Source organism: Mycetocola sp. 2940 (genome assembly GCF_040548835.1).
In the GTDB taxonomy this organism is placed as follows: domain Bacteria; phylum Actinomycetota; class Actinomycetes; order Actinomycetales; family Microbacteriaceae; genus Mycetocola_A.
Window position 1 is genome coordinate 1 of record NZ_JBEPSK010000010.1, and the last position, 21,144, is coordinate 21,144.

21 protein-coding genes are annotated in these 21,144 nt (G+C 68.2%); 6 read left to right on the forward strand and 15 right to left on the reverse strand.

Annotation, left to right across the window (positions count from 1 at the left end):
• Positions 1–296: 296 nt before the first annotated feature.
• The gene (locus ABIE24_RS13025) at positions 297–1,325 is read right to left on the reverse strand and encodes a 6-phosphofructokinase (RefSeq protein WP_354500326.1); all 1,029 of its coding nucleotides are present in this window, start codon (positions 1,323–1,325) and stop codon (positions 297–299) included.
• 139 nt (positions 1,326–1,464) lie between these two features.
• Between ABIE24_RS13025 and ABIE24_RS13030 the strand changes: the two genes are divergently transcribed.
• Together ABIE24_RS13030 and ABIE24_RS13035 are read left to right on the forward strand one after the other, a co-directional pair.
• Complete coding sequence (locus tag ABIE24_RS13030) at positions 1,465–1,722, forward strand: mycoredoxin (RefSeq protein ID WP_354500328.1); 258 nt, start codon at positions 1,465–1,467, stop codon at positions 1,720–1,722.
• Between the two features lie 85 nt (positions 1,723–1,807).
• On the forward strand, positions 1,808–2,023 hold the full coding sequence (locus ABIE24_RS13035; protein WP_354500330.1) for a hypothetical protein: 216 nt from the start codon (positions 1,808–1,810) through the stop codon (positions 2,021–2,023).
• A gap of 16 nt (positions 2,024–2,039) precedes the next feature.
• On the opposite strand, the gene ABIE24_RS13040 is transcribed toward ABIE24_RS13035, so the two are convergent.
• The 5 genes from ABIE24_RS13040 to ABIE24_RS13060 form a co-directional block, all read right to left on the reverse strand.
• Entirely contained in the window at positions 2,040–2,396 is a 357-nt protein-coding gene (locus ABIE24_RS13040; RefSeq protein ID WP_354500332.1) for a DUF6804 family protein, read from the reverse strand.
• Positions 2,397–2,398: 2 nt separating this feature from the next.
• Positions 2,399–4,588 (reverse strand): DEAD/DEAH box helicase, encoded by a 2,190-nt coding sequence (locus ABIE24_RS13045; RefSeq protein WP_354500334.1) that lies wholly within the window; start codon positions 4,586–4,588, stop codon positions 2,399–2,401.
• 189 nt (positions 4,589–4,777) lie between these two features.
• Positions 4,778–6,988, reverse strand: coding sequence for a heavy metal translocating P-type ATPase (locus ABIE24_RS13050; RefSeq protein WP_354500336.1), 2,211 nt, complete (start codon positions 6,986–6,988; stop codon positions 4,778–4,780).
• 62 nt (positions 6,989–7,050) lie between these two features.
• Entirely contained in the window at positions 7,051–7,941 is an 891-nt protein-coding gene (locus ABIE24_RS13055) for a glycerophosphodiester phosphodiesterase (protein ID WP_354500337.1), read from the reverse strand.
• Positions 7,942–7,999: 58 nt separating this feature from the next.
• Positions 8,000–9,019, reverse strand: coding sequence for a helix-turn-helix transcriptional regulator (locus ABIE24_RS13060; RefSeq protein ID WP_354500339.1), 1,020 nt, complete (start codon positions 9,017–9,019; stop codon positions 8,000–8,002).
• 62 nt (positions 9,020–9,081) lie between these two features.
• On the opposite strand from ABIE24_RS13060, the gene ABIE24_RS13065 reads away from it, so the two are divergent.
• Both ABIE24_RS13065 and ABIE24_RS13070 read left to right on the forward strand, forming a co-directional pair.
• Positions 9,082–10,119, forward strand: coding sequence for an ATP-binding cassette domain-containing protein (locus tag ABIE24_RS13065; RefSeq protein WP_354500341.1), 1,038 nt, complete (start codon positions 9,082–9,084; stop codon positions 10,117–10,119).
• Positions 10,116–10,895 carry an ABC transporter permease gene (locus ABIE24_RS13070; RefSeq protein WP_354500343.1) on the forward strand — a complete coding sequence of 260 codons (780 nt, stop codon included), beginning with the start codon at positions 10,116–10,118 and terminating at the stop codon, positions 10,893–10,895. Before ABIE24_RS13065 ends, ABIE24_RS13070 begins: the two co-directional genes overlap by 4 nt.
• On the opposite strand, the gene map is transcribed toward ABIE24_RS13070, so the two are convergent.
• On the reverse strand, positions 10,870–11,655 hold the full coding sequence (gene map, locus ABIE24_RS13075) for a type I methionyl aminopeptidase (RefSeq protein ID WP_354500345.1): 786 nt from the start codon (positions 11,653–11,655) through the stop codon (positions 10,870–10,872). The two genes, ABIE24_RS13070 and map, sit on opposite strands and share 26 nt — an antisense overlap.
• A 62-nt stretch (positions 11,656–11,717) precedes the next feature.
• Between map and ABIE24_RS13080 the strand changes: the two genes are divergently transcribed.
• Positions 11,718–12,011 carry a helix-turn-helix domain-containing protein gene (locus ABIE24_RS13080; RefSeq protein ID WP_354500347.1) on the forward strand — a complete coding sequence of 98 codons (294 nt, stop codon included), beginning with the start codon at positions 11,718–11,720 and terminating at the stop codon, positions 12,009–12,011.
• A 25-nt stretch (positions 12,012–12,036) separates the two neighbouring features.
• Here ABIE24_RS13080 and ABIE24_RS13085 read toward each other — a convergent pair whose 3' ends face one another.
• The 6 genes from ABIE24_RS13085 to ABIE24_RS13110 form a co-directional block, all read right to left on the reverse strand.
• Positions 12,037–13,020 carry a DUF2332 domain-containing protein gene (locus ABIE24_RS13085; RefSeq protein ID WP_354500348.1) on the reverse strand — a complete coding sequence of 328 codons (984 nt, stop codon included), beginning with the start codon at positions 13,018–13,020 and terminating at the stop codon, positions 12,037–12,039.
• 269 nt (positions 13,021–13,289) lie between these two features.
• Entirely contained in the window at positions 13,290–14,150 is an 861-nt protein-coding gene (locus ABIE24_RS13090) for an aldehyde dehydrogenase family protein (RefSeq protein WP_354500350.1), read from the reverse strand.
• Positions 14,147–15,664, reverse strand: coding sequence for an aldehyde dehydrogenase family protein (locus ABIE24_RS13095; RefSeq protein WP_354500352.1), 1,518 nt, complete (start codon positions 15,662–15,664; stop codon positions 14,147–14,149). Before ABIE24_RS13095 ends, ABIE24_RS13090 begins: the two co-directional genes overlap by 4 nt.
• A gap of 8 nt (positions 15,665–15,672) precedes the next feature.
• The gene (gene deoC, locus ABIE24_RS13100; protein ID WP_354500354.1) at positions 15,673–16,683 is read right to left on the reverse strand and encodes a deoxyribose-phosphate aldolase; all 1,011 of its coding nucleotides are present in this window, start codon (positions 16,681–16,683) and stop codon (positions 15,673–15,675) included.
• Between the two features lie 24 nt (positions 16,684–16,707).
• Complete coding sequence (locus tag ABIE24_RS13105) at positions 16,708–17,718, reverse strand: sugar-binding transcriptional regulator (RefSeq protein WP_354500356.1); 1,011 nt, start codon at positions 17,716–17,718, stop codon at positions 16,708–16,710.
• A gap of 68 nt (positions 17,719–17,786) precedes the next feature.
• The gene (locus tag ABIE24_RS13110) at positions 17,787–18,992 is read right to left on the reverse strand and encodes an MFS transporter (RefSeq protein ID WP_354500358.1); all 1,206 of its coding nucleotides are present in this window, start codon (positions 18,990–18,992) and stop codon (positions 17,787–17,789) included.
• Between the two features lie 61 nt (positions 18,993–19,053).
• On the opposite strand from ABIE24_RS13110, the gene ABIE24_RS13115 reads away from it, so the two are divergent.
• Positions 19,054–19,731, forward strand: a complete 678-nt coding sequence (locus ABIE24_RS13115; RefSeq protein WP_354500360.1) for a maleylpyruvate isomerase family mycothiol-dependent enzyme — start codon at positions 19,054–19,056, stop codon at positions 19,729–19,731.
• A 5-nt stretch (positions 19,732–19,736) separates the two neighbouring features.
• Here ABIE24_RS13115 and ABIE24_RS13120 read toward each other — a convergent pair whose 3' ends face one another.
• Together ABIE24_RS13120 and ABIE24_RS13125 are read right to left on the reverse strand one after the other, a co-directional pair.
• Entirely contained in the window at positions 19,737–20,666 is a 930-nt protein-coding gene (locus ABIE24_RS13120) for a bifunctional riboflavin kinase/FAD synthetase (RefSeq protein ID WP_354500362.1), read from the reverse strand.
• Positions 20,663–21,118, reverse strand: coding sequence for a hypothetical protein (locus ABIE24_RS13125; RefSeq protein WP_354500363.1), 456 nt, complete (start codon positions 21,116–21,118; stop codon positions 20,663–20,665). Before ABIE24_RS13125 ends, ABIE24_RS13120 begins: the two co-directional genes overlap by 4 nt.
• Between the last annotated feature and the right edge of the window lie 26 nt (positions 21,119–21,144).

The window sequence follows — 21,144 nt, forward strand, 5'->3', positions numbered from 1 at the left end:
GAAATGAACGACCGGCCCCGCAAACGACTCGAGTTCGCGAAGCCGGCCGAAGTCATCGAACAGGTGCTGTTGCAATGACCGCTTGAAACCGCCCCCGCCAGAACCTGCATCAGCGTCAGACGAACCACCGAACCGTGCCGATGCATCCGCTCATCCCGCCTCGCCGCATCCGCCCGCTTATCTGACGCAAACGCCGGGTTTCGGGCGCCAGAACCTGCATCAGCGTCAGACGAACGGCATGGCCGCGCGGACCGGCCGCTCACGAACCCCGCGATCGTGGCCGGGCGCGGGCGGCGTCAGCCGAAGAGGATGGCGGCTTCGTCGTAACGGGCCTGCGGCACGGTCTTCAGCCCGCCGAGGGCGTCGGCGAACGGCACGTTGACGATCTCAGTCCCGCGGAGCGAGACCATGGTGCCCCACTGCTCATTCATGACGGAGTCGATCGCCGCCATGCCGAGGCGGGTCGCGAGCACCCGGTCGTATGCGCTGGGCACACCTCCACGCTGAAGGTGGCCGAGCACGGTGGCGCGGGACTCGATTCCGGTGCGCTCCTCGATGATCGGCGCCAGCACGTCGGCGATGCCACCGAGCCGCGGGCGGTTGAACGCGTCGAGGCCCTTCTCGGAGTGGGCGCTCTCCATCGTGTCGAGAGTGAAACCCTCGGAGACCACGAGGACGGGCGCGCGGCCGCGGTCACCCACGCTCTTCGCCCACGCGCAGATCTGCTCGATCGACTGGGGTTGCTCGGGGATGAGGATCGCGTGCGCGCCTGCAGCCATTCCGGCGTGCAGGGCGATCCAGCCGACGTGGCGTCCCATCACCTCGACCACCATGCAGCGCCGGTGCGATTCCCCGGTGGTCCGCAGGCGATCGATGGCTTCGGTCGCGATTTCGACGGCGGTGTCGAAGCCGAAGGAATAGTCGGTGGCGTCGAGGTCGTTGTCGATCGTCTTCGGAACGCCGACGATCTTGAGGCCGGCATCCGTCAGTCGTTTCGCGGCGGCCAACGTGCCTTCGCCACCGATGGCGATGAGGGCCTGGACGCCGAGCCGGTCCATCGTGGCCTGGATGTTGTCCGGGCCGCCGTGGGGTCCTTCGAACGGGTTGGTACGGCTGGTGCCGAGCACGGTGCCGCCCTGCTTGCCCAGGCCGCGGACGCTGTGCCGGTCGAGCGGCATGGTCAGGCCCTCGACGAGACCCTTCCACCCGTCGCGGATGCCGACGAACTCCTGGTTGTGAATCCGGGTGCCTTTGAGCACAGCGCCGCGGATGACGGCGTTCAGTCCGGGGCAGTCGCCGCCGCTGGTGAGCACACCAATTCTCATGGGGTTGTTCCTCGTGCTGGAAAAAGGGGAATGAAAAAGGCAGCGCCATTGCTGCATTGAGGATAGCGTGAGTTCCGGCCCGTTCGCTGGCCGGCGGTTTCCGCCCCCCGTTCGCCCCCCAACGAAAAGGCCCCTTTTCATGGATTTTGTCCCCACTGCCGGCACGATCACGATGTTCTCGACGACCTGGTGCGGCTACTGCAGCCGCCTGAAGTCACAGCTCGACAAGGCCGGCATCGGGTACACCGAAGTCAACATCGAAGAAGTTCCGGGCACAGCAGACCTCGTGGCGAGCCTCAACGGCGGCAACCAGACGGTTCCGACCGTGATCTACCCGGACGGCTCGTCGGCGACGAACCCGTCGCTTCTCGCCGTGAAGGCCGCTCTCGCGGCCTGAATTCTGCCGCGCCCAATGCGACAGTGCAGCGCGACAGTGCAGCGCGACAGTGGAGTTCGATGCGCCGCACGCGTAGCCTCGAACCATGACACACGACACGAACGACAACGACCCGCTCACCGACTTCTCTGTGCCACAGGATGCCGACATCGTCGCCGATGAACCGGCCGGTGCAGGCACCGACAGCGACACAGTGACGGACGAACCGGGCGAGCAGGCCGATCGTGTCGCCGATGATCCCTCGGTGAAGGCCGACACCCCGGCCGAGGCCGAAGAGCTCACCGCCGAACCCGGAGCGTAGCTCCGACAGGGCATTCTCAGCGCGCGCTGGTCTGGGCCCGGGGGACGGTTATCATGATGCCTGCCGCCACGAAGAAGATCGGGGCGATCAGCTGCGCTGACATCCAGCCCGTCCCGTTGAGTTCCAGCGGGACGATCGGGTTCCACAGCACGATGATGGGAACGAGAACGATCAGCCACCACCACGCGCGAGCCTGGATGGCGAACCACGCGATGATCATGGCGAGGATCGCTACGACGAAACGCACGATGATGAACAGGCTGCTGTCGATCAGGGCGACGCCGACGAACAGCACGATCGCCGCGAGGATGCCCGGGGCGAGCGCCGGTCGCGTGAAGTCCGGCACCGCCGGCTTCGCGGCCGCCTTCGCCACTGCTACGCCGCCAGCGCGTCGCGCAGCAGTGCGATGAGCGCGTTGAGCTGCACCGAGTCGCTCGACCCGAGATCCTGGTCGCTGCCGTCGAGTGCACGGGCTGCGAGCCCGTGTTTGCTGTCGATGAGTTCGGCGATCTTCGCGTCGATGGTGTGCGCCGCGATGATCCGCCAGGCTGTGACGGGTTCCTCCTGGCCGATACGGTGAACCCGGTCGATGGCCTGCGTCTGCTCGGCCGCGGTCCAGCTGAGCTCGGCGAGCACGACGTTCGAGGCCGCCTGCAGGTTCAGCCCGACACCGGCTGCAGTGAGCGAACAGACCGCGACGGCGACGGACGGGTCGTTGTTGAACGCGTCGATGGCCAACTGGCGCGCGGGGGTCGACTGGTCGCCGCGGATCGACACGGTGCGCAGCCCGCGGCCGGCGAACACCTGCTCCGCGGTGTCCATGACGTCGATGTGCTTCGCGAAGAAGACCACCTTGCCGACGGAGTGCGCCAGCTGTGCGGTGTAGTCGGATGCCAGGACGGCCTTCGCCTGGCCGATCTTGCGCACCATGGTGAAGACGTTCTCGGCGCCGCCGGAGGCCTTCGCCTCATCGAGTTCACCCTGCGCGACGAGGCGCATGATGTCGGTGTCCGGGCCTCCGCCGAACGAGGCGCGTTCGCCGCGTGCGTCGAGGATCCGACGGTACTTGGCGAGGAGCCTCGCGCCGAGTTCACGCTCGGCGTCGCGGATGGAACGCCCGAGGTCGTCGTCGAGTTCGACCGGCATGTCGGCGATCATCTTCGACGGCAGGTCCTTGGCCACGTCGACCTTGCGGCGCCGGACGATGCCCATGTCGATCACGGCGCTGCGTGCTTCGGGGTAGAACTCCCGGTCGGCCGGGGTGAGCCCGGTGTCTTCAAGCTTCTCCATCAGCGCGGGCGCGGGCTTGTCGCCCTGGGTCCAGCCCAGGAATTGCCAGATCGCGTTGAAATCCTCGACGTCGTTGATCAGCGGTGTTCCGGTGAGCGCCATCAGGAGCGGGTTTCCGCCGGGCGTCTGCTTGCGGATGCGCTGGGACAGTGAGAGGACATGCTGCGACCGCTGCGAGTGCAGGTTCTTGATGAAGTGCGCCTCATCGACGACCATGCCCTTGAACCCGAGGGTTCCGAGCCAGGCGAGGTGACGGTCGAGCACTTCGTAGTTGACGATGACGACGTCGGCGAAGGCGTCGAGGTCCCGGCCGTCGCCGTGCACGACGGTGGCGCGTCGGTTCGGCGTCCACCGTTCGACTTCGCGGGCCCAGTTCATCTTCACCACGTTCGGCACCACGGCCAGCAGCGGGTAGGCGTTCGCGACCGAGGCGGCGAGCACCGACTGGGCCGTCTTGCCGAGACCCGGTTCGTCGGCGAGCAGGAAGGTGCGGTGCCCGTCACGAACGGATTCGACGAAACGGGCCTGGTGCCGCATGATTTCGAGGTTCTTCGGCGACAGCCGGTCGATCTTCGGCGCCTCGGGCAGGTCCATACTGGCGGCACGGCCGCCTGAACCCTGTTCGAAGGCCTTGTACAGCGGGCCCATGAGTTCCCAGTTGCCGAGACGGCCGCGGACGGGCGGCGGCGGCGCGGGCTGGTCGAGGTCGGGGGCGAGGAACGGGTTGGCGAGCAGGCGGGATTTGACCGACTGCGGGATGACCTGCTTCTCGGCGAGCTCGGCCGGCACGACGGCCTCAACGGCCGGTTTGCTCGTGGTGATGATGAGCTCGTCTGGGCTCAGTTCGGCGCCGGACTCGATCAGCCAGTCGCGTCGGAGTTTCTGCGCGACGGGCGTTGTCGCGGCATCCGCTTCGAGGAGGGTGATGAGCGACGTGTCGCGGGCTGCGGTCTTGGCCAGGATGGTGGCCACGCCGTCGAGGCGCTTGAGGAGTTCGACGCGCGAGGCATCGCTGAGGTCCTTGTCTGCCTTGACCTTCGCGCGTTCCTCACGCACGAGGAACGCGATCACCTGGAACTTGGTCCGGTTGGTCGGACCCACCTTGCCCTTCTGGGCTTTCGCCTCGACCTCGCGCACCTTGCGGGCGAGGATCGGGATGATGGGCGCTTCGTCGTCGTGTCGCGACCCGGAACCCCGAACCTGGGAACCGCGCGATGATGACGAGCCGCGGTTGGCCTGTCGGCCGGATGAACGTCGTGTACCGGTGTGCGGCATGCTCCTCCTGAGCAGTCGAATGGCCGGGCGGATGCCACTGGCCGAGACATGCGGGCGCTGGTTCGGTGGCCGATCAACGCGAAATCTTCATGCGGATCGACGCACCGCGAAAAGCGGGCGCACAGCAATTGTAGGGCATGGACGCCCGGGAATTCGCTGGATTCGCCGTCGGCGTGGTGCGGTCGACGTTCAGGCGCCCGGGGCGAAGTGACGCAGGCGCAGGCTGTTCAGCACGACGAAGAGACTCGAGAACGCCATGGCCGCCCCGGCGACCATCGGATTGAGCAGGCCGAACGCCGCGAGCGGGATCGCGGCGACGTTGTAGGCGAAGGCCCAGAACAGGTTGCCGTGGATGGTGCTGAGCGTGCGCCGGGACAGCGCGACGGCATCCGGCACGGCGCCGAGCTCTGCACGGACCAGGGTGATGTCGGCGGCCGACATGGCGGCATCCGTTCCGGTTCCCATGGCGATGCCGAGGTCGGCTGTGGCCAGCGCTGCGGCGTCGTTGACCCCGTCACCGACCATCGCGACGCGGTGCCCGGAACCCTGGAGGCGACGGACCTCGTCGACTTTCTGTTCCGGCAGAACACCGGCGATCACCCGGTCGATGCCGACCTCGGCGGCCACACGGTGTGCTGCGCGTTCGTTGTCTCCGGTGACCAGGATCGGGGTGAGGCCCTGTCGCCTGAGCCGGTCGACGGCGGCACGGGCGCCTGGCTTCACGGAGTCCGAGACGGCGAAGACCCCGCGGACCTCTCCGTGCCACCCGGCCACGACGACGGTCGCCCCGGAAGTCTCAGCGGCCGACACCGCGTCGGCGAGGACGGCGGACATCGCGCAGCCGTGTTCCGCGGCGAACCGCGGCCGCCCGACGACGACGTGCAGGCCGTCGACCGTGCCGGTGACGCCCAGCCCGGAGGCCGATGCGAACCCGGTGACGGGGAGAAGAGGAACCGGACCTGCCCCGGCGACGAGGGCGCGGGCGATCGGATGCTCCGAGTGGGCTTCGAGGGACGCGGCTCGGCGCAGCGCCATGTCGTCCGTCACCGTGACGCCGGTGAGGGTCATGACCCCGGTGGTCACCGTGCCGGTCTTGTCGAGCACGATCATGTCGATCCCGCGGGCCCGTTCCAGCGCCTCGGGTCCGGTGATGAGAATGCCGGACTGCGCGCCGCGGCTCGTCCCGACGAGCAGGGCGACCGGCGTGGCCAGCCCGAGGGCGCAGGGGCAGGCGATGATGAGCACGGCGACGGCCGCGGTGAACCCTGACGCGACAGGGTTGCCGGTGAGCACCCAGGCCACGAGCACGACGGCGGCAAGAACGATGACGACAGGCACGAAGATCGCCGAAATGCGGTCGGCAAGACGCTGGACGCGGCCCTTTCCGAGCTGGGCGGCCTCGACGAGCCGGGCCATCTGCGCGAGTTTCGTGGCGCTGCCGACCCGGGTGGCCCGCACGACCAGCCGTCCGCCGCTCGCGACCGTGGCGCCGGTGACACTGTCGCCGGCGGTGACGTCGACCGGAAGGGACTCGCCGGTGAGCATGCTCTCGTCCACGGCCGCGAACCCGGACTCCACGACGCCGTCCGTCGCGATCCTCTCCCCCGGCCTGACGACGAACAGGTCGCCAACGGCGAGGTCGTCGATGGGGATCGTGGCTTCGCGCGACGTCCCGTGGCGCAGCACCGTGACATCCCTCGCCCCGAGCTCGAGGAGTGCGCGCAGCGCCTGGCCGGCCGTGCGCTTCGAGCGCTGCTCGAGGTATCGGCCGAGCAGAAGGAACACCGTCACACCCGCGGCGACTTCGAGGTAGATGGTGGATGCCGCGCCGGCGTCTGGGGTGAACAACCGGAACTCGTGGGTCATCCCCGGCATGCCCGCCGTGCCGAAGAACAGCGCCCAGAGCGACCAGAGGAACGCCGCGCCGGTGCCCATCGTGATGAGGGTGTCCATGGTCAGGGAGCGATGGCGGAGGTTCACCCAGGTTGCCCGGTGGAACGGGTAACCACCCCAAACCACGACCGGCGCCGCCAGTGTGAGAGACAGCCATTGCCAGTTCGGAAACTGCCAGGCCGGGACCATGGCCAGGACGACGACCGGCAGGCTGAAAAGCGCGCTCACGAGAAGGCGGGTGCGCAGGGGATCTGCCTCGCGCGCAGGAGATTCGGATGTCTCTGCCCGCTTCTCCGGGGCGAGCACCGCCGAGTACCCGGCTGACTCCACCGCAGCGACGAGGTCGTCGACCGACACAGCGTCCGGGTAGCGGACGCTCGCCTTCTCCGTTGCGAGGTTGACCTCGGCGACGACGCCGTCCAGGCGGCCGAGGCGCTTCTCGACGCGGGCAACGCAGCTCGCGCAGGTCATCCCCGAAATCTCGAGGGTCGCGGTGTTCTCAGCCATCAGGTCCTCTTCCGCGCGGATCACGCGCAAGACCACTATACCCCCCGGGGGTACCGTCGGGCTCAGGTGCCGGGTGCCGTCTGGGCGAGCCACTTGTCGAGGCTCGACGGCTTGTCGGTGATGATCCCGTCCACACCGAGCGCCCGCGCCTGCGCCCAGGTCTCACTGGAGTTGAGGGTGTACACCATGACACCGAGTCCCGCGGCGTGCATGTCGTCGACGACGTCGGGGCGTTCGGCGATCGCCGACGCCTGCGTCACCACGCCGATCACCCGGAAGGACCGGGCGAAGCCGACGGTGTCTTCGGGCAGCGAGCGGACGATGGCGACCCGGGGCGTGCCCGGCGCCAGCTCCGCGGCGCTTGTCAGCGAGCCGAGGTTGAAGCTCATGAAGATCACCCGGTCGCCGAGGTCGAACCGGTCGAGAAGGTCGGTGACAGCGGCGAGGTGCTCGACCGACCAGTACCCCTTCAGCTCGAGCAACGCCTTCTTGCCCGTCGGCGCGAACACGACCAGGAATTCTTCGAGCGTGGGGATCCGCTCCCCCGCGAAGGCGTTCGAATACCAGGAGCCGGCATCGAGCTGCTTGAGTTCTTCGAGCGTCCGATCGGCGAGCGGGCCTTTGCCGTCGGTCGTCCGGCCGAGGGTCCGGTCGTGGAAGAGGACCGGCACCCCGTCTCGCGAGCGGGCGACATCCGTTTCGACGAACTCGAGGGGAGAGGCCATCGCCCGCTCGAGTGCCGCCAGCGTGTTCTCCGGCGCCGTAGACCGGTCGCCGCGGTGCCCGGCGATGAACGACGGCTCTCCGGGCTGGCGGAGTTCTCCGAACATGTCGGTGGCGTAGACCGGGGTGCTCACCGGGTTGAGGAAAAGCAGGATCACAATGGCCAGGGCGGCGCAGAAACTCGCGCCGAGCGGATAGATTCCCGCCGGACGGATGCCTGTAGTCGTCATCGACCACCTGTTCCTTCTCGGGCAAAAGGTTATGGTGGAATCACTCTAGGCGGTGCCGTTACCGTTTCGTTATCTTTCTCGGTTTCTGACCCGCCCCAGAACGGGGTGCCGCCATCTCCGGTGCCGCCGCACGGAGCATCCGCGTGGCCGCCTCGGTGACGGATGCCGCGAACTCCGGGTTCCCTTCGATGCGGTACTCGACGCCTGCTTCGATCCAGGCCAGGGCGCCGATCATCGCCTCGAACGATTCGCCGCCGACCGGCCACCGGGTTCGGTCCGGCCCATCGGCGGCTGCCCCCTCGGCCCACGGTCCGAACCGGCCGGTCATCGCGTCGAGCGGCAACTCCATCACCAGATCGGCCGTCTGCCGGATCTCGTCGAGTGAGGCGACAGCGGCCTGGATGAACTCCGCGGCGTCCTCGGCGGGCAGGTTCCGCTTCGGCGCCCGGACCCGCGTGTTGAGGAAACGGCTGATCCGGTCGACCCGGAAGGTTCGCCAGTCCGCCCGGTCGCCATCCCAGCCGACGAGGAACCAGTGCCGCGAACTCGACACGATCGAATGGGGTTCCACCAGCCGATGGGTTTCGGCTCCGTCGCGAGCCGTGTAACTGAACCGGATGCGATCACCGTCGCGGCAGGCGAGCGCCAGCTGCCCGAGCAGATCAGCGGGTACCCTCGGGACATCGCGCCGCATCGGCTGAACATCGGCGAGCGCGTTGACCCGGCGTCGCAGTTCGGCAGGGAGGATCTGCTCGATCTTGGCGAGCGCCGTCAGAGCGGTGAGCTCGCCGTCGGCGATGCCTCCCGCCGCGTAGCTGCGCAGCCCGATCGCGAGGGCGACCGCTTCGTCGTCGGTAAGGAGCAGAGGTGGCATGTCGGCCCCGCCCTCGAGCTGGTATCCGCCGATCGACCCGCGCGTCGCCGAGACGGAGTACCCGAGTTCGCGCAGCCGCTCGATGTCGCGACGGAGCGTTCGCGGGGTCACGCCGAGGCGCGCTGCCAGTTCGGTTCCCCTCCAGTGACGGTGCGTCTGGAGCAGCGAGAGAAGTTCAAGCGTCCGCGAGGTCGTCTGTGCCATGCCACAATTTTCCTTCGAATAGAGGACGAAAAGCGACCTCTATCGCTTCTATCGTGGTGCCCATGACGAACGACACGATGATCAGCACCGACGGTCTCAGCCGCACCTTCACCGTGAAGAAGACGACGACCGAAGCGGTCAGCGACCTGACGATCGACGTGCAGCGCGGCGAACTCGTCGCCTTCCTCGGGCCGAACGGCGCAGGCAAGTCGACAAGCCTGCGGATGCTCACCACCCTCCTCCCGCCGACCCGGGGCTCGGCGACGGTCGCTGGGTTCGACATCCGGTCAGCCCCGGCCGAGGTCCGTACCCGGATCGGCTACATCGGTCAGGGCAACAGCGGCGGACACAACCACCGGGTTCGAGACGAGTTGCTCAGCCAGGGGGCGTTCTATGGGATGTCGCGCGCGGCATCCGTCTCTCGCGCCGACGAACTGATCGAGTCGCTTGGCCTCGGCGGGCTGGAGAAGCGGGCGGTGCTCGGGCTCAGCGGTGGTCAGAAACGGCGTCTCGACATCGCCCTCGGGTTCATGCACTCCCCCGAGTTGTTGTTTCTCGACGAGCCGTCCACCGGACTCGACCCGCAGAGCAGGGCGAATCTGTGGCAGCACATTCTCACGCTGCGGCGCGAGCACGGGACGACGGTCTTCGTCACCACCCACTACCTCGAAGAAGCCGACCAGTTCGCCGAGCGGGTGATGGTGATGGACTTCGGCCGGATGATCGCCGACGACACCGCGCCTGCGCTCAAAGCGCGGCTCGCGGGCGACGTGATCAGCCTCGGCTTCGAATCGGTCGGAGATGTCGGGCGCGCCGCCGAGGCCGTCTCCTCCTCCCTGCCGAACGCGCGGACGACCCGCGCCGCGCACGACGAGCGGATTCTCGAGATCACGCTCGAGCACGGCGACGGTGTCCTGCCTCGGCTCCTCCGCGAACTCGACGCCGCACGGCTGCCGGCGCGAACGGCGGCCCTCCGCCAGCCGACGCTCGACGACGTGTTCCTCGCCCTCACCGGTCGCAGTCTCCGCGATGACAGCGCCTCCGAACCGGCATCCGATCTGCCCTCCTCATTCGACCAGAACGCAGAGGTACCCTCATGACCACACTCGCCGCACCGGCTCGGCCGCGCGTCGTCCGCGACACCTGGCTCGTCTTCCGGCGGGAGCTTCAGCCGGTGATGCACGACCCGTTCTCGCTCATCTTCAGCCTGCTGCAGCCGGTGGTCTTCCTCGGCCTGTACGGCCCGCTCCTGATCGGGTCGTCCGGCCAGCCGGCGCCCGACGTCCTCGCCTGGTTCGTGCCCGGCATCCTCGTGATGATCGCCCTGTTCGGAACGAGCGCCACGGGCTCCAACCTGCTTTACGAGATGCAGACCGGGTCGCACGAACGGACCCTCGTGGCCCCGATCGCCCGGTCGGCGTTGCTCGTCGGGCGGGCGCTCAAGGAGATGGTGCCCATCGCCGTTCAGGCCGCCGTGATCGCCCTCGTGACGGTGCCGTTCGGCTTCCGGCTGAACGTCCCCGGCATGCTCGTCTCCCTCGTACTCCTGTCCATTTTCGGCATGGGGTTCGGTGCTCTGAGCTACGCCCTCGCCCTCGCCAGCCGGTCGAAGGACTGGATGTTCTGGGCGGTGCAGCAGGCGGCGATCTTTCCGCTGATGATTCTCTCCGGGATGCTCCTGCCCGTCGAACAGGGACCGGAATGGATGCGGGTGGCTGCGGCGATCAACCCGATCAGTCACGTCGTCGGTGCAACCAGGGCCCTCTTCGCCGGCGACTTCGGCGCCCCCGTCGTTCTCAGCGGGTTCGTGGCGGCTTTCGTGCTCGCTGCGGTCGGGCTGTGGGTGGGGATCACCGCGATGCGCCGGAGCCACTGAGTGTGAGGATCTCGGCTCCGTCGTCGGTGATCGCGATCGTGTGCTCGCTGTGCGCGGTCCGGCAGCCCGTCGCGCTTCGGAGCGTCCAGCCGTCGGCATCCGTGACCAGCTGCGCGGTGTCCGCCATCACCCACGGCTCCAGTGCGAGCAGCAGCCCGGGGCGCAGCTGATAACCCCGGCCGGGGCGCCCGGTATTCGGCACGTGCGGATCCTGGTGCATCGTCGAGCCGATGCCGTGACCGCCGAACTCGGTGTTGACCGGGTAGCCTGCCTCGCCGAGAACCGAGCCGATCGCGTGCGAGATGTCGCCGATGCGAACCCCGGGTCCGGCGGCCGCCACCCCCGCGCTCAGTGCGCGTTCGGTTGCGCTGATCAGGGCGACGCTCTCCGGGAGCTGCGAGGTGCCGACGAGAAAGCTGATGGCCGAGTCTGCGGCAATTCCGCCGAGGGAGACGGCGAGGTCGAGGGTCAGCAGATCGCCGTCGGCCAGCGAGTAGTCGAACGGCAGCCCGTGGAGCACGGCGTCGTTGACGGCCGTGCAGATGTAGTGGCCGAACGGCCCGCGCCCGAAGGACGGCGCGTAGTCGACGTAGCAGGATTGCGCTCCAGCCTCGACGATCATCGCCTGTGCCCACCGGTCGATGTCGAGGAGGTTCGTGCCGATCGTGGTCCGGGCCTTCAGTGCCTGCAGGATGTTCGCGACGACGGCACCCGTCTCCCGGGCCCGGGCGAGTTCGGCGGGGCTGAGGATTTCGATCATGCGGTGCCTTCCTTCTGTGACCAATAACTATACCGGCCATATTATCCCGGTAGAATCGAAGCATGGTCAGGTTGCCACTCACCCCAGCAGAGGTCGAGCGCGGACAGCGCCTCGGTGCCCTGTTGCGCCGAGCCCGAAAAGAGCGTTCGATGCTCGACACGGCACTCGATGCCGGTGTCTCACCGGAAACGCTCCGCAAGATCGAGTCAGGCCGCGTAGCGACCCCTGCCTTCACGACAATCGCCTCGATCGCTGCGGTCCTCGGCCTCTCCCTCGACGCGGTGTGGGCCGAGATCGACGAACCCCACGCGGCGTCGACCGGCTCTCGTCACCCACGCGAACGGCTGGTCTCCTGAGCCCCCTCCGCCAGCGGGTTCGACGTCAGGGGTTCAGCCAGCTCAGCCAGGAGCCGTGCGGGTCCGTCAGAGCGACAGCCGTGCCGTCGACGGTGAGGGCGAACGCTCCGGCCGGGGCATCCGGAATCCGGTCGGTTCCGGCCACGATCCCGAGGCCCTCGTTCGCGATCCAGGTCGCAGGGGCGGATGCCATGAGTGCGGCGAACTCCGTTCGGGCGTCTGTGGGCAGGTACGCGAGCACAGCCGAGTGAAACACGATCACGTGCTCAGCGTGACGGGACGCCTCCTCGATGAGCTGCTCCGTCTCGGTGAGGAGGTCGCCGCGGATCAGTCGGGGCGGATCTGAACGGGCGATGTCGGCTGCCGCATGCAGCCGGTCGAGACGTTCGGCGTCTGCGGCGCCGTCGCCGACCGGCCAGATAAGGGTTTCGAGCCAGCGCATGTCGTCGTCGTTCGAGACGTCGAGCGGCTCGAGGTCGAGGCCGGAACGCCAGGCCACATCCGGCACGGCGTCGGGTATCGGGGTCGCTTCGTTTGCGCGTGTGGAGAGAAGCGGAGCATCCGCGTCGCCGATGGTGCGGCCACCGCCGAAGTCGTATCGCCAGCGGTCCGGGTACAGGCAGAGACCGGCGGAGGCCCCGACCTCGATCAACGCGAACGGCTGCGGGAGGCCCGCGAAGGCGGGCAGGAGGGTGGCGAGCCGTCGGGCCTCGTTCGTCTGGGTGCTGCGCTTGCGCGCGCACGCCGCGATGGCATCCCAGGATTCGAGGAAGGTGTCACGGACATCCGCCCACGGGGCGAGCGGGATTCCGGTGTAGCGGGCACTGGCGAAGACGAGGTTCGCCTGTTGTTTCACCGCGGGCAGGGTTCGGATTCGCGCGACCACCTCGTCGTCGGATGCGACGCCACGGGCCCACTCCGCGTAGAGCGGCGACCGCGGGTCGGCTTCGATGCGGGCGAACCGCTCGTAGCGGGAACGCAGATCGGTGGCGACGGTCTCATCTTCCATGGCCGAAGCCTCCCACATGCGCGATCGGCCTGGAAAGGTCACTCCCGAGCACCGGGACGACCCTTGTGGCCCGACCGATCGCGCGAACGACCCTGTGGGCCCCATCGATCCCGCCGAATGGCCACGAGTTGTCCCTCACCCACCCATCGGGGGACGACTCGAGGCATCTCGACGCCACCAACGACACATCGTGGCGACTCGATCGGTCCACGAGGGTGCGCTGCTGGGTGAAGCTGAGCAACAGACACCCCTCAGCCCCAGCCCAGGAACTAGATCAGGCTCTTCGTGTGCCAGACCGTCTTCGTCTCGGTCAGCGCCGTGATCCGGTCCAGGCTCGGTGCGGCCGGGTCGGCCCCGCCCTCGGGACGCAACACCCGCTTGAGCGTTTCGGCGGCGGCGATCTCGAGGTCGACCCAGTCGAGGGCACCGGCTCCGGTGAGGTCGATCGCGTTGACGTCGGCGTGTGAGGCAAGCCACGGAGCGACCTCCGCGGGCGACCCGGTGAGGATGTTGACGACGCCGCCGGGCACATCGCTCGTGGCGAGCACCTCGGAGAGGGTGATCGCCGACAGCGGCAGCCGCTCGGAGGCCAGCACGACGACGGTGTTGCCGGCGACGAGTGCCGGGGCGACGACGCTCACGAACCCGAGCAGCGACGAGTCCTGCGGGGCGACGATGGCGACGACCCCGGTGGGCTCAGGCACCGACAGGTTGAAGTACGGGCCTGAGACGGGGTTGGCGTTGCCGGTGACCTGCACGTACTTGTCGGCCCAGCCGGCGTACCAGACCCAGCGGTCGATGGCCTCATCGACCTGGCGGGTGGCTGCCGCCGTCGACACCCCCTCCGACTGGACGATCTCGTCGATGAACTGCGCCCGGCGGCCCTCAAGCAACTCCGCGATCCGGTACAGCACCTGGCCGCGGTTGTACGCTGTGGCGTTCGCCCAGCCAGACACAGCGGAACGGGCGGCCACGACGGCGTCGCGCGCGTCCTTGCGGGATGCCTTCGCGGCGTTGGCGAGGAACGCGCCCTTCGTCGTCACCACTTCATAGGTGCGGCCGGACTCCGAGCGGGGGAACTTTCCGCCGATGTAGAGCTTGTACGTCTTGGGTACGGCGAGGCGGCTCATTTGGCGGCTTCCTTGGTCGTCGTGATAACGGAATCGGTGGAGTCTGACGCCGGTGAGGCAGTGACCGCGCGGGCTGATCCGGCGGGCTTGAGGTAGCCGGCGAGCCCGTGACGGCCGCCCTCGCGCCCGTAGCCGGACTCCTTGTAGCCGCCGAACGGGCTGGCCGGGTCGAACCGGTTGAACGTGTTGGCCCAGATCACACCGGCCCGGAGCTTGTCAGCGACGGCCAGGATGCGGCTGCCCTTGTCGCTCCAGATACCGGCGGACAGCCCGTACGGCGTGTTGTTGGCCTTGGCGATCGCCTCGGCCGGGGTACGGAACGTGAGGACGGACAGCACCGGGCCGAACACCTCGTCGCGGGCGATGCGGTGGCTCGTTGAGACGTTCGTGAAGATCGTCGGCGGGAACCAGAACCCGTCTGCCGGGATCACGCAGTCCGCGCTCCACCGGTCGGCGCCTTCGCTCTCGCCGATGTCGCTCAACGTCCTGATCCGCTCGAGCTGCGCGGCCGAGTTGACCGCACCGATGTCGGTGTTCTTGTCGAGCGGGTCACCGAGACGCAGGGTCGAGAGGCGTTCCTTGAGCCGGTCGACGACCTCGTCGTGGATGCTCTCCTGCACGAGCAGACGGGATCCGGCGCAGCAGACGTGGCCCTGGTTGAAGAAGATGCCGTTGACGATCCCCTCGATGGCCTGGTCGATGGGCGCATCGTCGAAGACGATGTTCGCGGCCTTGCCGCCGAGCTCGAGGGTGACCCGCTTGTCACTGCCGGCGATCGCCTTGGCGATGCCGCGCCCCACGTTCGTCGAACCGGTGAAGGCGATCTTGTCGACGCCCGGGTGGTCGACGAGGGCGGAGCCCGTCGCGCCGGCTCCGGTGATGATGTTGACGACGCCCGCGGGCAGGTCCGCCTGCTGCAGGATCTCAGCGAACAGCAGCGCGGTCAGCGGGGTGGTCTCCGCCGGCTTCAGCACGACGGTGTTGCCGGCGGCCAGCGCCGGCGCGATCTTCCACGCCAGCATGAGCAGCGGGAAGTTCCACGGAATGATCTGCCCGGCGACACCGAGCGCTGCCGGGTTCGCACCGGCACCCGCGTAGTCGAGCTTGTCTGCCCAGCCGGCGTAGTAGAAGAACCAGGCGGCGACGAGGGGCACGTCGACGTCGCGGCTTTCCTTGATCGGCTTGCCGTTGTCGAGGCTCTCGGCCACGGCCAGTTCACGGGCTCTCTCCTGAACGAGGCGGGCGATGCGGAACAGGTATTTGCCGCGGTCGGAGCCCGACATCCGCGACCAGGTCTTGTCGTAGGCGCGGCGCGCGGCGGCGACGGCACGGTCCACGTCCTCGTCGTTGGCCGACGCGATCGTGGCGATCGTCTTCTCGGTCGCCGGGGAGATGGTCGAGAACGGCGTGCCGTGTCCGTCGACGAATTCGCCGTCGATGAAGAGGCCGTAGTCGCTCTTCAGGGAAAGGATCGCCGTCGACTCAGGGGCAGGCGCGTAGTCCAGAAAGCTCATGATTATCCTTAATCGATCGTGACGTAGTCGGCGCCGGAGTAGTGCCCGGTCGTCATCTTCTGCCGCTGCAGCAGCACGTCGTTCAGCAGGCTCGACGCACCGAACCGGAACAGGCTCGGCTGCAGCCACTCCTCGCCCACCGTCTCGGCGACCGTGACGAGGTACTTGATGGCATCCTTCGACGTGCGGATGCCACCGGCCGGCTTCACGCCGATTTTCTCGCCGGTGAGGCGGTTCCAGTCGCGCACGACCTCGAGCATGAGGAGGGTGACCGGGAGCGTGGCCGCCGGTGCGACCTTGCCCGTCGACGTCTTGATGAAGTCTCCGCCGGCGAGGATGGCAAGCCAGGACGCGCGCCGGATGTTGTCGTAGGTGTTGAGTTCGCCGGTCTCGAGAATCACTTTGAGGTGCGCGTAGCTGCCGTCGGAGCGGCGGCACGCCTCCTTGACGGCGACGATCTCGTCGAACACCTGGCCGTACCGGCCGGAGAGGAACGCGCCACGGTCGATGACCATGTCGATCTCGTCAGCTCCGGCGTCCACGGCGTCAGCGGTGTCGCTGAGCTTGATGGCGAGGGACGCACGCCCGGAGGGGAACGCCGTGGCGACTGCGGCGACCTGGATTCCCGAGCCGGTTCCTTTGGCGTGGTGTACGCCGAGGGCTTCGACGGCGTACGGGACCATGTCGCCGTACACACAGACAGCGGCGACGCGCGGGGTCGACGGGTCGGAGGCATCCGGGGTGATCGCCTTCGCGACGAGCGAGCGCACCTTGCCCGGCGTGTCGGCTCCCTCGAGGGTGGTGAGGTCGATCAGCCCGATGATCGTGTCGAGGGCCCGTTTCTTCGACGTGGTCTTGATCGACCGCGTGCCGAGACCGGCCGCGCGTTGCTCGAGCCCGACGGCGTCGATCCCGGGGATGCCCTCGAGGTAGCGACGCAGACTCGCATCGGTGACCGGACCGTCGAACAGTTCGAGGGCAGTCGGCCGCGGCACAAGGGCCTTCTGGGTGTCTGTCATGGTTCCTCCTGGAATGCGGCCCGGTCAGGCCGGAAAGACTGGGTTGAGCAGGTCGAGGGCTGTGCCCTCATCGGTGACGAGCACGGTGCAGAGGCCGCTCGTGACGACGGCCCGGGCGACGGCGTGCTTGCCCTCCCCCGCGATGACGGCGATGCTCGTCGTGGCACTGCGGAGCGCATCGAGGCTCATGCCCACGGTCCGGTCGTTCAGGGACGGGTCGACGATCATGCCCGCGGCGTCGATGTAGCGGCCGACGACGTCTCCGACCGCGCCGCGCCGGACGAGCTCGTCGACATCGGAGCTCGTCAGGTAGCCGCTCTCGACGAGCGCTGAATCGGCACCGGCGACTCCTGCGCTGTACAGGTAAGCCGAGGCGTTCGCCGCCATGTTGAGCACGCCGGCCACGGTGCGGTCGGCTTCGATGCTCAGCTTGGTCTCACGCCGTTCGAGGATCGCGGGGCTGGGCAGCAGCGTCGCCTGGCCGGATGCCTTCCTGGCGATTTCGAAGGCGGTCGCGGCGGCCGTTCCCGCCCGTTGGTTCACGCTGACACCGCCGTTGATCTGCACGACGTTCACACCGGTCGCCCACCCGTCGGCGAGATGCTCGGCGACGTCGTGGAGGGTGCGGCCCCAGCTGATGCCGAGCGTGCGCGGGACGGGGCGCAGGCTGGCGAGGTAGTCGGCTGCGCCCTGCGCGGCGCGGGCACGGAGATCGTCAGCGTCGTGAGTGCCCGCCGTCGGGACGACGATGGCATCCGACAGGGCGAAGCGCTCCTTGAGGCTGCGTTCGAGGGTCAGACGACGGGCCCGGGGATGAACGATTTCGATCCGGATGAAGCCCTTGTCTTTCGCCGAGGCGAGGAGCCTGCCCACCTTCCAGCGGGTGAGTTTGAGGATCGCTCCGACCTCGTCCTGCGTCTTGTTCTCGTCGTAATAGAGTTCAGCCGCACGGATGGACAGCAACTCGTCGTTGTCGATGATCTCCACTGCTCTCCCCTCGCCATCCCGACCAGCGTAGGCGGGGGTCCTGCTCATTTCAACACTCGTAGCCTTTTCTGCTCATATGAGCACGGAGTCACTCGAAGCCGCAGCGGAAGTTGCGGTCAAGCCCCGTCTTCCAGCATCCGCCTGCGCCCCACGACGGCTCCCGCGCCGACGCAGCCGAGCGCGAGCAGGATCAAAAGCACGAGCGGGGCAGTCCAGCTGCCGGTTGCGGTGTACAGCATTCCGACGGCGAGGGGGCCTGCCGCGCCGAGCACATACCCCAGGCTCTGGACGAAACCGCTGAGGGCGATCGCGGCGTTGCCCGTGCGCGTGCGCAGGTTGATCAGCACGAGGGAAAGCGGGAAGAGCATCGGGCCGAGCCCGGCGAGTGCCACCCACAGCGCCGGGGCCGCGGCCGGGGCCAGGAGAAGGCCCAGGTAGCCGGCGACGAAGAACGCGACGGCCGCGTAGACGAGAATGGCGACGTTCTTCATCCGGGCGGCGAGCACCGGGATGAGCAGTCCTGCGGGGAAGCCCATGAACGCAAACAGGGCGAGGAGGGTGCCGGCTGTCGCGTCGTCCACTCCCGCGAGGTCCTGCAGCAGGACGGGGAGCCACGCGAACATGGCGTACACGTGCACCGCTGAGAGCCCGAAGATGACGACGAGCGCCCAGGCGAGGGGTGACCTCCGCAGGTTGCGGACGACCTCCGGCCGCGCCTCCTCCACCGAAGCCCGATCCGGCGACGGCTGCCGCAGCAGGAGACTGGTCCAGGGGATCATGGCGAGGACGCCAACTGCAGCCCACATCATGAGCGAGACCCGCCAGCCGGCGGCATCCGCGACGGGTACCGCGATCAGCGGCGGGAGAAACGTGCTCACCGAGAGGGTTGTGACGTACAGGGCGGTGACGATCCCGATCCGGTCGGGGAAGTATTTCTTGACGAGTGGCGGCAGCAGCACGTTGCCGACACCGATGCCTCCGAAGGCAACGATGCTGCCGAGGACGAGCACGGCGACGTTCCCGGCTGCTCCGCGCAGGACGTGCCCGAGCACGATCGCGACGAGGCTGATCACGACCACGATCTCCAGTCGGGATCTGCGGACGAGCATCGGCGTGAAGATGCCGAAGACGGCGAAGCAGATGGGAGGCAGGGCCCCGAGCAGCCCGATGATCAGCGGGCTCAGCGGAACCTCGGCCGAGACCCGGCTCAGGATGGGCGACAGCGCTGCGACGGCTGTTCGGAGGTTCGCTGCGACCAGCAGGATCCCGACGAAGGCAAGGAGACGTCCGGCGAGCAGGGGTCTGTTCGCGGAGGCCGTCACCGGTCCAGCATAGGTGGCCAGAGGCTCGACCATGGCGAGACGGCGGGCTTAGGGTTGGGCTATGTCCGACTCCCATTCCCGTTCCGCTTCCTCGGCCCGAGGGGCGCGGATCGCCGACGCTCTCGACATCGTCTGCGACGGACTGGACGCCCTGACGGCGTCGCAGTGGGCCGCGCCGAGCCTGTGCGAGGGGTGGAGCGTCAAGGACACCATGTCGCACCTCGCGTGGCGGGTCGGCACCGGGTCGGTCCGTCTTGCGGGTGACGTGGTCCGGGCATCCGTCGCAGGGCGGCACGTGAACCCGATGCGCACGTTCGACGACATCGCCCGCGGGATCGCCGACAGCGGCGGCACCGACGAACTGCGGCGTCAGCTTCGCGCCATCGCCCAGGAGAAGGCGTCCGGCCGGGGCCGGACCAACATCGGGGAACTGTCGGAGGTCGTCGTCCACGGCTATGACGCCCTGCACCCTCTCGACGTGAAACTGCCGTTCAGCGCCGAAACGACCCATCGGGTGGCGACGGTGAGTGCACTCAGGGCCTCCCGGTCGACTCGTGCCCTGTTACGCAACCGGACGCTGGTCGCGGCCGACGCCGGCTGGAGGATCGGGTCGGGGTCCGAGATCGTCGCGGATGCCGCCAGCATCGTGCTGTTCCTCAACGGGCGCAAGGCGATGCAGCCTCCGGCCCGCGCGGCGATCTTCGCGCCCGCACCGGCGCCGGCACCCGGCCTGGCCTGACCTGGTCAGGAGAGGATCTGTCGCACCCGTTCGACGTCATCGCCCATCTGGACGATCAGCGGTTCGATCCCGGTGAATGCCACCATGCCGCGGATGCGGTCGACGAACAGGACCTCGACGACCTGGCCGTAGAGGTCGATGTCCTCATCGAGCACGTAGGCCTCGACCTGCTTCTGGGCGACCCCGTTGAACGTGGGGTTGTTCCCGACCGAGATCGCTGCTGGATACCGTGCGTCTGCGACCTTGAGCCAGCCGGCGTAGACACCGTCGGCGGGGATCAGCCCGTGGGACTCAGGAGACAGGTTCGCTGTCGGGTACCCCAGTTCGCGGCCGCGCTTCGCCCCGTGTACGACGACGCCGCGCACCGACGGCTCGTGCCCGAGCAGCACGCCGGCGTCGGACACCCGGCCCTCGGTCAGCAGCTCACGAATCCAGGTCGATGACACTCTTCTGCCGTCCCTCGGGGTGACGTCCCCGACGACCTCAACGCTGAAACCGTACTGTGCGCCCAGGTCGATCAGGAGCGACACATCGCCCGCGCCGCGGTGGCCGAAACGGAAGTCGCTGCCCACGAGCACTCGGCGCGCGGAGAGCGCGTCGACGAGGACCTGCTGGACGAAGTCTTCGGGCGGCTGGAGCGACAGGTCGCGGTCGAACGAGAGCAGCAGCGTCGCGTCGACTCCGGTTTCGGCGAGCAGGTCCAGCTTCTGGTCAGCCCCGACCAGCGCCGGCGGGCATTTCTCGGGGGCGAGGAGGGCGAGCGGATGCCGGTCGAAGGTCACCACGACGGAGCGGAGGTTCTCGTCGGTGGCGGTGGCGCGGAGCCGGGCGATGACGGCGCGGTGGCCGGCGTGAACGCCGTCGAACTTGCCGATCGTGACGGCCGACGGGCCGAAGTCGCCCGGAACGTCGGAGGGCGTGGAGAACGTGATCATGCGGTGGGGCCGCCGGTCGGTCGGTGCCTGGCCAGCCACCAGAGGCCGAGGATCGGCAGCACGAGCGGAATGAACAGGTAGCCTCGGCCGAAGTACGACCACACGGTGTCGTCGGGGAACAGTTGCGGATCGAGGATGCTGAGCAGCCCGACGACGAGCACTCCGAGCATCTCGAAGCTGATCGCGATCCAGGCGACCCGGTACCAGCCGTTTCCGCTCCGGATGAGGGCGACGGTGGCGACGATGTACACGACGGCGGCGAGAGCCGAGAGGGAGTAGGCGACGGGGGCATCGTCGAATCGTCCGGCGATCTGCACGAACGAGCGCCCGGTCGCTGCGAGGGCCAGTACGCCGTAGACGGCGACGAGGACCCGTCCGATCCCGGAGATGCGCGTGGGGCGCACCCCGGTTGCCTCGGCGGCCGTTCCGGCCGCCCCTGTGTTCTTGGTCATGTCTTATCCAGTGTATTAGCCAACGC

What these genes read in the sequence shown, in the direction of transcription:
- ABIE24_RS13025 (WP_354500326.1), bottom strand. Translation starts at nt 1,325, where the DNA reads ATGAGAATTGGTGTGCTCACCAGCGGCGGCGACTGCCCCGGACTGAAC.
- ABIE24_RS13030 (WP_354500328.1), top strand. Translation starts at nt 1,465, where the DNA reads ATGGATTTTGTCCCCACTGCCGGCACGATCACGATGTTCTCGACGACC.
- ABIE24_RS13035 (WP_354500330.1), top strand. Translation starts at nt 1,808, where the DNA reads ATGACACACGACACGAACGACAACGACCCGCTCACCGACTTCTCTGTG.
- ABIE24_RS13045 (WP_354500334.1), bottom strand. Translation starts at nt 4,588, where the DNA reads ATGCCGCACACCGGTACACGACGTTCATCCGGCCGACAGGCCAACCGC.
- ABIE24_RS13050 (WP_354500336.1), bottom strand. Translation starts at nt 6,988, where the DNA reads ATGGCTGAGAACACCGCGACCCTCGAGATTTCGGGGATGACCTGCGCG.
- ABIE24_RS13055 (WP_354500337.1), bottom strand. Translation starts at nt 7,941, where the DNA reads ATGACGACTACAGGCATCCGTCCGGCGGGAATCTATCCGCTCGGCGCG.
- ABIE24_RS13060 (WP_354500339.1), bottom strand. Translation starts at nt 9,019, where the DNA reads ATGGCACAGACGACCTCGCGGACGCTTGAACTTCTCTCGCTGCTCCAG.
- ABIE24_RS13065 (WP_354500341.1), top strand. Translation starts at nt 9,082, where the DNA reads ATGACGAACGACACGATGATCAGCACCGACGGTCTCAGCCGCACCTTC.
- ABIE24_RS13070 (WP_354500343.1), top strand. Translation starts at nt 10,116, where the DNA reads ATGACCACACTCGCCGCACCGGCTCGGCCGCGCGTCGTCCGCGACACC.
- map (WP_354500345.1), bottom strand. Translation starts at nt 11,655, where the DNA reads ATGATCGAAATCCTCAGCCCCGCCGAACTCGCCCGGGCCCGGGAGACG.
- ABIE24_RS13080 (WP_354500347.1), top strand. Translation starts at nt 11,718, where the DNA reads ATGGTCAGGTTGCCACTCACCCCAGCAGAGGTCGAGCGCGGACAGCGC.
- ABIE24_RS13085 (WP_354500348.1), bottom strand. Translation starts at nt 13,020, where the DNA reads ATGGAAGATGAGACCGTCGCCACCGATCTGCGTTCCCGCTACGAGCGG.
- ABIE24_RS13090 (WP_354500350.1), bottom strand. Translation starts at nt 14,150, where the DNA reads ATGAGCCGCCTCGCCGTACCCAAGACGTACAAGCTCTACATCGGCGGA.
- ABIE24_RS13095 (WP_354500352.1), bottom strand. Translation starts at nt 15,664, where the DNA reads ATGAGCTTTCTGGACTACGCGCCTGCCCCTGAGTCGACGGCGATCCTT.
- deoC (WP_354500354.1), bottom strand. Translation starts at nt 16,683, where the DNA reads ATGACAGACACCCAGAAGGCCCTTGTGCCGCGGCCGACTGCCCTCGAA.
- ABIE24_RS13105 (WP_354500356.1), bottom strand. Translation starts at nt 17,718, where the DNA reads ATGAGCAGGACCCCCGCCTACGCTGGTCGGGATGGCGAGGGGAGAGCA.
- ABIE24_RS13115 (WP_354500360.1), top strand. Translation starts at nt 19,054, where the DNA reads ATGTCCGACTCCCATTCCCGTTCCGCTTCCTCGGCCCGAGGGGCGCGG.
- ABIE24_RS13120 (WP_354500362.1), bottom strand. Translation starts at nt 20,666, where the DNA reads ATGATCACGTTCTCCACGCCCTCCGACGTTCCGGGCGACTTCGGCCCG.
- ABIE24_RS13125 (WP_354500363.1), bottom strand. Translation starts at nt 21,118, where the DNA reads ATGACCAAGAACACAGGGGCGGCCGGAACGGCCGCCGAGGCAACCGGG.